The following is a 12541-nucleotide window of genomic DNA, read 5'->3' as shown; positions in this document are numbered from 1 at the left end:
AATTTCCCGTCTGCACGTTTGTGCATAGTGCTTGACTCCATTTTCCATTACTCCAAAGAATAGTGTTGAACGGCGCCGCGCCACGGGGCGCGCCGCACCTAACCAAACCCAAGGGAGCAGTTTTGGGACAGAAGGACTCAGCCCGCACACCGGCCAACGATCGCGCCTCGGTGCAGAAGCTGCGGACGCGGCGGCACGCACAGGTTCTGATCATCGGAGGCGGCATCAACGGGGTGGGCACGTTCCGGGACCTCGCCCTGCAGGGCGTCGATGTGGCGCTCGTGGAACGCGGGGACTACTGCCAGGGCGCCAGCGGCGCGTCTTCCCACATGATTCACGGCGGCATCCGCTACCTCGAAAACGGCGAGTTCCGGCTGGTCCGGGAATCCGTCGTCGAACGCAACCGTCTCCTGCGGATCGCACCGCACTACGTCAAGCCGCTGCAGACCACCATCCCGATCTTCAGCACCTTCTCCGGCGTCCTGGCCGCGCCCATGCGGTTCCTGACCCACAAGCAGGGCAAGCCCACGGAGCGCGGGGCGTTCCTGATCAAGCTCGGCCTGAGCATGTATGACTTCTTCTCCCGTGACGGCGGCACGGTCCCGCGCCACCAGTTCCGCGGCCGCAAGCGCGCGCTGGCCGAACTGCCCCGCCTGCACCCGGGCATCAAGTACGCGGCCACCTACTTCGATGCCTCGGTCCACAACCCGGAGCGACTCACCCTGGACGTCCTGCAGGACGGCGAAAAGGCCGGCGGCGCGGACAGCCACCTCGCCCGGGCGAGCAACTACGTCTCCCTCGTCTCGCTGGCCGGCGGGAACGGAAACGGCGCGGCCGGGACAGGCGCCGCAACCGGCTCCGGAACAACGGTCCAATTGCGGGACGAGCTGACCGGCGAGGTCTTCGACTTCACCGCCGACGTCATCGTGAACACGACCGGCGCCTGGGTGGACCTGACCAACGAGGCTATGGGGGCGGCGTCGTCCTTCATGGGCGGCACGAAGGGTTCGCACATCGTCCTGGACCACCCGGAGCTGCTGGCCGCATGCGGCGGCCGCGAGATCTTCTTCGAGCACACCGACGGCCGGATCGTGCTGATCTACCCGATGGGCGACCGCGTCCTGGTCGGCACCACCGACGTCGACGCCGACATGGCCGAGGACGCCGTCTGCACCGAGGAAGAAATCGACTACTTCTTTGACCTGATCGGCCACGTGTTCCCGGACGTCACGGTGGACCGGGGACAGATCGTCTACACGTTCTCCGGGGTGCGCCCGCTTCCAAAGCACGACGCCACGCAGCCCGGGTTCGTCAGCCGCGACTACCGGATCGAACGCCGCGCGGCGGCCGGCGGCGCGGTGCTGAGCCTCGTGGGCGGCAAGTGGACCACGTTCCGCGCCCTCGCGGAGCACCTGAGCAACGACGTCCTCGCCGAACTCGGCATGGAACGGAAGCTCTCGACGGCGAAGCTTGCCATCGGCGGCGGCGCCGGCTTCCCGGACAGTGAGGACGGCGTCCAGCGCTGGATCAAGACCCACATGGCGGCCGGCCGCGACGCGGACCGGGTCACCGGGCTGCTGACCCGCTACGGGACGCGCGCCGAAGACGTCATTCGCTTCCTGGACGCCGCACCGTCCGGCCGGCCGGACCGGCTGCTGCACTCCACCCGCGAGCTCAGCACCCGGGAACTGGAGTTCATGGCCGCCCATGAGCAGATCGGGCACCTCGTGGATGTCCTCATCCGGCGCACGTCGCTGGCCTTCCGGGGCCTCGTGACCGGGGAGCTGCTCAACGAGGTTGCCGACATCCTCTCCGGCCCGCTCGGGTGGGACGCGGCACGCCGGGCCAAAGAGATCGACCACGCGCAGGAGGTGCTTCAGCGGTTCCACGGTGTCCGGGTCCACAGCCTGGTCGCCTGATACGACTTGCGTGCCCGGGCAGGGAAGCCCGGGTGCAAGCACTGCGCGGTCCGCCCCGGCGGCCGGCGCAGTGGCTGGCCGGCAGCACGAACGTGCTGCCGGCCCCACGGTCTTTCAAACTCGCGAAGGACCGACAACAGAAAATAGAGGAGTCAAAGATGTCTCTTGGAATAGTTTTCCTGTCCGAAGTATTCGGTACCGCAATGCTGACCCTCCTGGGTTGCGGCGTGGTGGCCAACGTTGCGCTTAGAGGCACCAAGGGCAACAACGGCGGGTTCCTGATGGTGACCTGGGGATGGGGCATTGCCGTCTTCTCCGGTGTCTATGTTGCCGCCCAGTCCGGGGCCCACCTGAACCCCGCCGTGACCTTCGGCCTGCTGCTCAACGGCAAGAAGCTGTACGCTCCCGGCGTCCCGGTCGACGCCGCCTCCACCCTGACCTACTTCGGCGGTGAAATGCTTGGTGCCTTCCTGGGCGCTGTCGTGATGTGGCTGGCCTACAGGCAGCACTTCGACGCCGAGCCCGAACCGGCGAGCCAGCTGGCCGTCTTCTCCACCGGCCCGGCCATCCGCTCCAACCTGTGGAACGTGGTCACCGAAATCATCGGCACCTTTGTCCTCGTCTTCGTCATCCTGACCTTCGGCGGAACCCCCTCCGGGCTCGGCCCGCTTTCGGTCGCGTTGCTGGTTGTCGGCATCGGTGTTTCACTCGGCGGTCCCACGGGCTACGCCATCAACCCGGCGCGTGACCTTGGTCCGCGCATCGCGCACGCCCTGCTCCCCATGAAGGGCAAGGGCTCCAGCGACTGGAGCTACTCCTGGATCCCGGTTGTCGGACCGCTCGTTGGCGGCGGCCTCGCCGGCATCGTGGCGGCCGTCGTGCCGATCATCCCCGCTGTACTTCCGAAATAACGGCCAGTTCAACTGCCACGCAGACACGCACCCTGAACAGACAAGCACGCACAACAGACAAGGACGTCAGCATGAACCAGTACGTAATCGCCATTGACCAGGGCACGACGAGCACCCGCGCCATCGTGTTCGACCACAGCGGCAGCATTGTTTCCTCCGGCCAGATGGAACACGAGCAGATTTTCCCCCAGGCCGGCTGGGTGGAGCACAACCCCGCCGAAATCTGGAACAACACCCGCGAGGTGATCGCTTCGGCCCTGTCGAAGGCAAACCTGACCCGACATGACATCGCCGCCGTCGGCATCACCAACCAGCGCGAAACGGCCGTCGTCTGGGACAAGACCACGGGTGAGGCGGTCTACAACGCCATCGTGTGGCAGGACACCCGCACCCAGCCGATCGTCGACGAACTGGCCAAGGACGGGGGGCCGGAACGCTTCAAGCAGAAAGTCGGCCTGCCGCTGGCGACCTACTTCTCCGGCACCAAGATCAAGTGGATCCTGGACAACGTTGAAGGCGCCCGCGCCAAAGCCGAGGCAGGGGACCTGGTGTTCGGCAACACCGACTGCTGGGTGCTGTGGAACCTGACCGGCGGGACCGACGGCGGCGTCCACGTCACCGACGTGACCAACGCCTCGAGGACCATGTTCATGGACCTGGACACGCTCTCCTGGGACCAGGAAATCCTCGATGCCTTCGGCGTCCCGGCCTCGATGATGCCGGCCATCAAGTCCTCCTCGGAGGTCTACGGCACGGTCCACACCTCCCAGCTGCTGCGCGAGGTGCCCGTGGCCGGCATCCTGGGCGACCAGCAGGCGGCCACGTTCGGCCAGGCCGCATTCGACACCGGCGAAGCCAAGAACACCTACGGCACGGGCTGCTTCCTCATCTTCAACACCGGCGAGGAAATCGTCCACTCCAAGAACGGGCTGCTGACCACGGTCGGCTACAAGCTCGGCGACGCGAAGCCGCACTACGCGCTGGAAGGCTCGATCGCCGTCACCGGTTCGCTGATCCAGTGGCTGCGGGACAACCTGGGCATGATCAGCAGCGCCCCCGAGGTGGAGACGCTGGCCGCAGCCGTTGAAGACAACGGCGGGGTCTACATCGTGCCGGCGTTCTCCGGCCTCTTTGCCCCGTACTGGCGTTCCGACGCCCGCGGCGCGATTGTCGGCCTGACCCGGTTCGTGAACAAGAACCACGTCGCCCGCGCGGCGCTGGAGGCCACTGCCTTCCAGACCCGCGAGGTGCTCGACGCCGTCAACGCCGACTCGGGCGTGCCGCTGAGTGAGCTGAAGGTCGACGGCGGCATGGTCGCCAACGACGCCCTGATGCAGTTCCAGGCCGACATCCTGGGGGTCCCGGTGATCCGGCCGAAGGTGGTCGAGACGACGGCGCTGGGCGCAGCCTACGCCGCCGGCCTCGCCGTCGGGTTCTGGAAGGACCTCGGCGAGTGCTCGGCCAACTGGGCCGAGGACAAGCGCTGGGAGCCGCAGATGGACCAGGCCGAACGCGACCGCCAGATGCGCCTGTGGAAGAAGGCGGTCACCAAGTCCATGGACTGGGTGGACGAGGACGTCAAGTAGTAAACGGCGAACAGAGCACGGAAGAGCTCCGGCCCGGTATCCGGGCCGGAGCTCTTCCGTGTCAGGTCAGGAGGCCGGGCCCGACGTCGTTGAAACGACGGCGCGCGGTGTTTTGGCGTAGACGTCCTTGCTCACCGAGTAGCCCCGGCGGTCGATCGCCAGCGCGCGGGCGTTGACGGCGGCCAGTTCGGCGCTGGAGAGCTTCTTGATCTTGACCAGGTCCAGGAATTCCTGGTCCTCCCCGCCCACGGCCGTCACCTTGATCAGTCCGGTCCCGGCCGAGTAATACTTGCGCTGGTGGCCGGCGCTGGGCGGATCCAGCGGGTTGAACTCGTCGATCACCATGACGTCGTCGTAGCATCCCGTCGGGACACAGACGCACAGGTGCTTGTCCTTGACGTCGCCGCAATCCAGGAAGTCCACGCTCGGCGCGTAGGCCTGCACGTACGCCGGCGTGTTCCGGTGCGGCTCGGCTAGCATCGCGATCCCGGCCCGGGCCTTGTCGATGCCGCTGATGAAGGTGCTGGGCGCGCCGGCCAGCTTGCCGTTCTCATACTCCTCCGGATACTCGCCGAAGAGCCAGACCGCACCCTTTTCCGTCTGCGCGAAGAACGCGAGCTCGGATTCGACGAGTTCACCGTCGGAGTAGTCGCGGTCCCAGATGGCGATCGTTTTGACCCCGTCGATGACCTTGGTCAGCCCGGTGACCGTGCTGACCACCTTGCGGACGGACGTGCCTTCCGCGGAGACGACCTTCCCCGTGGTGGTGTACTGCATGCCCGGCTTGAGCGTGAGCCACTTGTTGTCGACCGCCGGCTTGGCCGGGAAGGCCGAACGGTTGAACGTCAGCGCCGAGCCGGGGCCGCACAGCTCCTGGGAACCGGCGGCCGCCGGTGTTGCCGCCGGTGTTGTTGCCGCAGGTGTTATTGCCGCAGCCGCTGCCGCCGTCGCTGCCGTCAGCGACCCCACCAGCAACAGCAGTGCGGTGCCGTAAGCGGTGAATCTCGTGGTTCGTGGAGACATTTGACTGGCCTCTCCGTGATGGTGGGTTGGTTACTACGCCGCGGCGACCGGCTCGGGCTGGCGGGGCCCCCGGTCCCTTGGCGCGCCCTTCTTGGCGAACCGCAGGTAGAGCGAGGGAACGATGAACAGATTGACCAGGGTCGAGGTCACCAGGCCGCCGAGGATCACGACGGCCATCGGGTGCTCGATTTCGTGGCCGGGCAGGTTCCCCATCACCACCAGCGGCACCAGGGCCAGGGCCGTGGCGAGCGTGGTCATCAGAATCGGCGACAACCGTTCGGACGCTCCCCGCAACACCAGGGCCGGTCCGAAGGCCATGCCCTCGTACTGTTCCAGATGCTGGCAGTGGTTGATGAGCAGGATGCCGTTGCGGGCGGCGATGCCCATGAGCGTCAGGAAGCCGACCAGGGAGCCCAGGGACAGGATCCCGCCGCTGAGGTGGGCGGCAATCACGCCGCCGACCAACGCGACCGGGAGCGTCAGGATGGCCAGGACCGCCAGACGCCAGCTCCGGAACGCGGCCTGGAGCAGCAGGAAGACGACGATGATCGCGCCCACCGAGTAGAGCAGCAGCCGCTGTGAGGCGGCCTGGCGTTCGGCGTATTCGCCGAGGACCACTGCTTCGTAGCCGACGGGGAACTCCACCGACTCCATCTCGGACTTCAGCTTCTCCACGACCCTGGCCAGGTCACCTTCTTTGACGTTCGCGCTGACATCGATGCGCCTGGATCCCTCCGAACGCTCAATGACGTTCGGGGTGGGTTTGACGGCGATCGTGGCGACGTCAGCCAGCCGGATCCTTTGCCCGCTCGGTGTGTCGAGGGGAAGGTTCTCGATGCTCGTGACACTGGTCCGAATCTCCGGTGCGCTCCACACCTGGACGTCGTAGGCCTTGCCGTCGCGGTAGACGTCGCCGACTTCCTCACCGGAGACCAGCGTCGCCGCGGCGCGGCGCACGTCGCCAGGCTTCAGCCCGTATTTGTTCGCCGCCTCCAGGTTCACTTCCACATTGATCTGCGGAATGCTCGTCTGGAGCGCGACCTTCGCGCCGAGGGCCCCGTCGATCCCGCCCAGGATGCCCTTGATCTTGTCAGCCTCCTGGCGCAATGTCGCGAGGTCGTCGCCGTAGACGCGCACGACGACGGCGTAACCGGTGCCCGTCAGCACCTCACGGATCCGCTCCTTCAGGTAGGTCTGGACGTCCCGGACGATTCCGGGGTAACCGTCCACGACTTCCTGGATGGAGGCCAGGGTGTCGTCATAGTCCACCGAGGGGTCAACGCTGATCCAGTTCTCACCGAAGTAGACGCCCACCACCTCATCGGCGTTGAAGGCCTGTCCGATATGGGACCCGCAGTTGTTCACTCCCGGGATGGTCATGAGCTCCTTGCAGGCCAACTGGCTGACCCGGACTTCCTCGGCGTTCGACGTGCCGGGCTGGGTGAGCCAGTGCATCAGGAAATCCCGCTCCTTGAACGACGGGAGCAGCGACTGGCCCAGCAGCGGCGCCGCGACGATGCCGATGACCCCCAGGGCGCCCAGGGCCAGATACCCCGGGGCGGGGCGGCGGACCATGGGCCGCAGCAGCTTGCCGTACCAGCGCTTGAGCACCCTGACCACGGGCGGGTCCCGGTCCTCCAGCTTGGCGTTCCGGAGGAAGATGTACGCCATCGCCGGGGTGACCGTGAGAGCCACCAGCATGGACGCCAGCACCGCGAGGGTGTACGAGACAGCCAGCGGCCGGAAGAAGGCGCCCGTGAGCCCGTCCAGGAAAAAGATCGGCACCGTGGCGGCGACGATGATCAACGTGGCGTAGACAATCGGTCCGCGGACCTCGAGGGAGGCATTGACCACCACCCTGGCCGTGCTGGCCGTCCCGCCGCCGGCCCGGTGCTGACGGAGCCGCCTGACGATGTTCTCGACGTCGATGATCGCATCGTCCACCACCACCCCGACGGCGATCACCAGCCCCGCCAGCACCATCGTGTTAATCGTGCCTCCGGTCCAGTACAGCACCAGGGCGGCCGCCATCAGCGACAACGGGATGGCCGTCACGCTGACCAGCGCCGTGCGCCACTGGAACAGGAAGACGCTCAGCACCAGGACCACCAGCAGGCAGCCGAGCAGGAGTGCGAGGCTCAGGTTGCCGAGGGACTCCTCGATGAAGGAGGCCGGCCGGAACAAGGTGGTGTCCACTGCGATCCCGGTCAGGCCGGGCTGGAGTTCCTTGAGGGCCTCCTCCACTCCCCGGGTGACCTCGAGTGTGTTGCCCCACGGCAGCTTTTCGACAATCAGCATCAGGCCCGGGCCGCCGTTGATTACCGCGTCACCGATCAGCTGCTGGTGGTCCTCCACGACGTTCGCGACGTCGGCGAGCCGCAGGGGAGGCAGGCCCTCACGCTCCTCGAGGGCCACCTGCGCAAGCTCCGCCGGGGACCTGATGGCCTGCACGTGCCGGATGCCGAGGCTCTGGTTGGGGGTATCGATGGAGCCGCCCGTGCCGATAAGGGCGCCCGGGGAGTATTGCAGCAGGCCCGCATCCAGGGCATCGGAGGTGGAGTTCATCACGTTTTCCAGCGTGACGTTGTTGGCGGCCAGCTTGGCCGGATCAACCTGCACCTGGAGCATCTGCAGGCGTTCGCCCCAGATGGCCACATTGGCTACCCCGGGCACCCGCAGCAGGTGGGCCCTGATGTTCCAGTAGGAAATCATGGACATCTCGATCAGGGACCGTGTGTCCGAGGACAGGCCGATCTTCATGACGCGGCTGGTCGAGGACAACGGCTGCAGCATCAGCGGCGGGGCCGCCCAGGTGGGCAGGGTCGGGATGACCGTAGCCAGGCGCTCCGACACCAACTGCCGGGCGGTGAGCAAGTCCGTGCCGTTCTCGAATTCCATCACGATCGACGACAGCTGGGGGACAGACTTCGAACGCATGTGGTCGAGCCCGTCGATGCCGTTGAACGCCTCCTCCATGGGCACCGACACCAGTTCCTCGACTTCGGCGGCGGTCAGTCCCAGGCAGGCTGTCTGGACCTCCACTTTGGGCGGGGCGAACTCCGGGAAGACGTCCACCGATGCGCTGCTCAGTTGCGCGCCGCCCACGATCATCAGCGCCGCGGCGAGCGCGATGATGATCGATCTGAACCTGATGCTCGCCGCAACTATCCGGCGCATGTCATTTACCCGTGTTCAACTCGGCGCCGAAGAGTTCAACCGCGCCCACCGTCACCACCGGTGTTCCCACGGCAGGGCCCTTGGTGGCCGTGACAACGCCTGATTCGATCTTGCTGACGGTAACCGCCTGGCGCTCGAACACCTGCGGGGCGGGGTTGGTGTAGACCCAGGTCTTGCCGCTGGCGTCATAGAGGAGCGAGGCGTACGGCAGCAACACGTCCGTTCCGGCGCCCGCGGCAACTGGCACCGTCTTCAGCTGGATCCGGGCCAGGCCTTGTTCGGTCAGGGTCAGCTTGGCGATGCCGGTGGTGGCGTTCTTCTCCACCTTGACGGGGGCCGAACCGGCGGCGGCGGGTGTCACCGCCGCGGACTGCGCGCATGCCGGGAGGGCGAACAGAAGCGTTGCGCAGACTGCGGCCGCCATAGCCTGGCGGGGTTGGGGCTTGTGGCTGGTCATTTTGCTTCCACCTTTTCCTGCGAATCAGGCTGAACGGGAGTTTCGGCTTCGTACACTTCGGCCCACTCTTCAGGGGCGGTCCGCGGCCCGAACCAGAGTGCGAGCAGGGGGAGTACGAAGATGCCGACGAGTGTTGTCGTGATGAGGCCGCCGGCGATGATCAGGGCCATCGGACCGAGCAGGGCAGAGCCCACGGCGCCGCCGAACAGTCCCGGCGGGATCAGGACCGCCATCGTGATGAGGCCGGACTTCAGGATGGGCGACACCCGGTCCCGGGCTGCCATCATGACGACCGTGCCGGGGGACTCTCCCGGGGCTGCCCGCCAGAGCTCGTCCGTGCGGGCCGAAAGGAGGGCGGCATGGCGTCCGGCGATGGCCAGGACGGCGGCAAAGGCCGTGAGCGCCAGCGCGGAGATGGCGCCGCCGGCGAACCATGCGGCTATGGCCGCCCCGGCCAGCGCGGCCGGCAGTGCCAGGAAGATGGCCAGGGCCAGCTTCCAGCTCCGGACCGCCGTCTGGAGCAGCAGGAACACCCCGAGGAGGGCGGCTGCTGCCAGCCAGAGCAGCAGGGTGTCGGCTGCCTGGACCTGGGCGTACTTGGTCGGGATTTCGGCGTGGTACTCGAGCGGGAACTGGATCTTGTCGATCGCCGCGGTGATATCGCGCTGGACGTCGGCCAGCGGGCGTCCGCTGACGTCGGCCACGACGTCGATCCGGCGGGACGTGTCGTCGTGCTGGATCACGACCTCATTGGGAACCAGCCGGACGTCGGCGATCTGGCCAAGCTGGACCTGGCCGCCGTCGGGCGTGTCGAGGAGCAGTTCGCGGATGCTCGTCAGGTCGTCCCTGACGTCAACTGCGCCGCGGACCACCACTTCGAAGACCTTCTGTTGTTCGAAGAGGTTGCCGACCACGATGCCTTGCATCAGGGCTGCGGCGGCGCGGCGTGCGTCGCCGGGTTTGATGCCGACCTTCTGCGCCGCCGCAAGGTTGACCTCGACTTCGACGATGGGGGTCATGGCGCCGGCGTTGATGGTGGGGTTCTGCACGCCGTCGATCTTCTCGAGGGCCCTGCGGACCTCTTCGGCTTTCTCGCGCAGGACCGGCATGTCCGTCCCGTAGACGCGGACGGCGAATCCCGGGTCCATGCTGCTGCCCTGGGCGCCGATCTTCTGCTGGGAGTAGTTCACCACGTTGTTGGCGATACCCGGATAGCCCTGGACGACGTCGCGGACCGCCTGTTCCGTCTCGCTGAAGTTGGCGTCCGGCGTGACGGACACCCAGAGCTCCGCGGAGCTGTTCCCCACGACCTGGTCGGAGGAGATGGCGCGGCCGATATGGCCGCCGACTCCCGAGACACCCGGCAGGGCGCGCAGTTCATCGGATGCCCTGGATGCCAGCCGGCGGACCTCGTCGTTGGATGTGCCGGCCATGGAGTCCCATTGCACCAGGAGCGTCCGGTCCGGAATCGTCGGAACCACGGCACGGTTGCCGACCAGCTGGGATGCGGCGGCAAGGCCCAGCAGGCCAACGACGGCGACCGCCACGAGGCTGAGGGCCTTGCGGGAACGTGCGCCTTCGAGGGCCCGGTCGTAGTAGGAACCCGCCCGGGCAGCGGCGGCCGGCTCGTCGTGCCGGACCGTGTCCCGGGGCAGCAGGAGATAGGCCAGTACCGGGGTCACCGACAAGCCCACCAGCATGGCGGCCGTGAGCGCCAGGGCCATGGACCAGAACAGCGGCTGGAAGAACGCACCGCCGACGCCGGTGACGAAGAGCGTGGGGATCAGTGCCACGGCCATGATGAGGGAGCCGTGGAACAGCGGCGTGCGGACGCTGCGGACCAGCTGGACCATGCGGAACCGGAGAGTGGCGTCCGTCTCTGTCTCGCCGGCCTTCGGGGGCCGGCGCCGCTGCGCCTGGAGATCCTCCACGATGTCTCCGACAATGACGAAGGTCCCCAGCAAGAGGCCGGCGAGGGTTGAAATGTTGAGGGTGGAATCGACCAGGTAGAGCACCACTACAGCCGCCATGACCGTCGTCGTGACGGCTGCCAAGGCGATCACGGCGACCCGCCAGGAGCGGAAGAGCAACCAGAACAGCGCAACGGCGAGCAGCAGGCTCACCAGCAGCGCCACCCCCAGCCCGTCCACGGCATCCTGCAGGAACGTAGCGGGCCGGAAAACGGACGTGTCCATCTGAATGCCGGTCAGCCCGGGCTGCATGTCCTTCAAGGCAGCCTCAATGTCCCGGGTGACCTGCAGCGCGCTGGTCCCGGGGAACTTTTCCACGACCAGCAGGAGGCCCGCATCCTGGCCGGCCACGGCGTCGCCGATCAGCGGCTGGTGGTCCTCCTTGACCTGGGCGATGTCGCCCAGGAGCAGGGGCGAGCCGGCGTCTTCGACGCTGACGTTGGACAGGTCGGCCGGCGTCCGGATGGGCAGGACGTGCTGAATGCCCAGGCGCTGGCTCGGGGACTCGACGAACCCGCCCGTGCCGGGGGTGGATGCCTCAAGGAAGGTCAGCGGAGAGACCCAGACGGCGTTCCCCGCGGTCTTGATGACTTGTTCCAGGGTGATTCCCTTATCGCGCAGCTGCGCGGGGGTGACCTCAACCTGGAGCTGCTGTTCGCGCTGGCCCCAAATGGACACGTTGGCGACGCCCGGAATGCCGATCAGCCGCGGCTTGATCTTCCACCGCGCGAGGACCGACATTTCGATGCCGGAGAGCTGCTGGGAGTTCAGCCGGACCATGAGCACGCGGCTCGTGGACGAGAGCGGTTGCATGATCAGCGGCGGGGCGGAGACGTTTGGCAGCGCGTGGGCCTGGGTCATCCGTTCGGCCACCAGCTGGCGGGCGCGCAGCAGGTCAGTGCCCGGTTCGAAGACCAGCTCGATCGAGGACAGGCCCGGAACGGACTTGGACCTGATCTCATCGAGCCAGGCCACCCCGTTCAGCAGGTCGGCTTCCATCGGAGAGGTGATGAGCTGTTCGACCTCGGCTGCGGACAGCCCCAGGGCTTCGGTCTGGATCTCGACATGCGCGGGCGCAAATTCGGGCATGGTGTCGATGGCGACGTGCGGGGCGTTCACGGCCCCGAAAGCAATTAGTCCGCCGGCCAGGGCGAGAACCAGGATGCGGAACTGCAGACTGAAACGGGTGATCCAGCCGAACATGGCTAACCCTGTTCCAGGACGCCGCGGCGGAGGCCGGGGGCGGCGGTTTTGTGTGGCTGCAAGGAAACATTGCGCAAGCGACTCATGACAGGCTCCTCAACCCGAGACCATGTGCAAGTCCCCCCACGAGATCCAAATTGCCGATCTTTAAGGAATAGTGTTCCCATTCGATTCGTTTGACAAGATCCAAGTTGTAAGGCTCTCTGCGGGGATTTCCAGCTTTACTTTCAGTAACTTGGGCTATAATGCGTTTTTTGCCGGATTGTTCGTGGAAGTGGCGGCCGCGGCGCTGTCG

At 66.6% G+C, this 12541-nt stretch carries 7 protein-coding genes; 3 read left to right on the top strand and 4 right to left on the bottom strand.

All coding sequences use genetic code 11. The annotated features are described in order from the left end of the window. Positions 1 to 122: 122 nt before the first annotated feature. The 3 genes from CFN17_RS04805 to glpK all read left to right on the top strand — a co-directional run bounded on the left by CFN17_RS04805 (position 123) and on the right by glpK (position 4416). Positions 123 to 1919: a glycerol-3-phosphate dehydrogenase/oxidase gene (locus CFN17_RS04805; protein ID WP_208750221.1), complete on the top strand. Its 1797-nt coding sequence runs from the start codon at positions 123 to 125 to the stop codon at positions 1917 to 1919. A gap of 158 nt (positions 1920 to 2077) precedes the next feature. After that, on the top strand, positions 2078 to 2830 hold the full coding sequence (locus CFN17_RS04800) for an MIP/aquaporin family protein (protein ID WP_208750220.1): 753 nt from the start codon (positions 2078 to 2080) through the stop codon (positions 2828 to 2830). Positions 2831 to 2901: 71 nt separating this feature from the next. Then, positions 2902 to 4416 carry a glycerol kinase GlpK gene (gene glpK, locus CFN17_RS04795; RefSeq protein WP_208750219.1) on the top strand — a complete coding sequence of 505 codons (1515 nt, stop codon included), beginning with the start codon at positions 2902 to 2904 and terminating at the stop codon, positions 4414 to 4416. Between the two features lie 66 nt (positions 4417 to 4482). On the opposite strand, the gene CFN17_RS04790 is transcribed toward glpK, so the two are convergent. The 4 genes from CFN17_RS04790 to CFN17_RS04775 are packed head-to-tail and all read right to left on the bottom strand — an operon-like array spanning position 4483 to position 12246. Next, complete coding sequence (locus CFN17_RS04790) at positions 4483 to 5439, bottom strand: hypothetical protein (RefSeq protein WP_208750218.1); 957 nt, start codon at positions 5437 to 5439, stop codon at positions 4483 to 4485. Positions 5440 to 5472: 33 nt separating this feature from the next. Beyond that, positions 5473 to 8616 (bottom strand): efflux RND transporter permease subunit, encoded by a 3144-nt coding sequence (locus CFN17_RS04785; protein WP_208750217.1) that lies wholly within the window; start codon positions 8614 to 8616, stop codon positions 5473 to 5475. A 1-nt stretch (position 8617) separates the two neighbouring features. Beyond that, positions 8618 to 9073 carry a hypothetical protein gene (locus CFN17_RS04780; protein ID WP_208750216.1) on the bottom strand — a complete coding sequence of 152 codons (456 nt, stop codon included), beginning with the start codon at positions 9071 to 9073 and terminating at the stop codon, positions 8618 to 8620. After that, complete coding sequence (locus CFN17_RS04775) at positions 9070 to 12246, bottom strand: efflux RND transporter permease subunit (protein WP_208750215.1); 3177 nt, start codon at positions 12244 to 12246, stop codon at positions 9070 to 9072. The genes CFN17_RS04780 and CFN17_RS04775 overlap by 4 nt, the downstream gene beginning before the upstream one ends. Positions 12247 to 12541: the final 295 nt, after the last annotated feature.

It is taken from the genome of Arthrobacter sp. PM3, from assembly GCF_003352915.1.
Taxonomy (GTDB): Bacteria; Actinomycetota; Actinomycetes; order Actinomycetales; family Micrococcaceae; genus Arthrobacter.
This window is presented reverse-complemented; position numbering and strand designations above follow the sequence as displayed.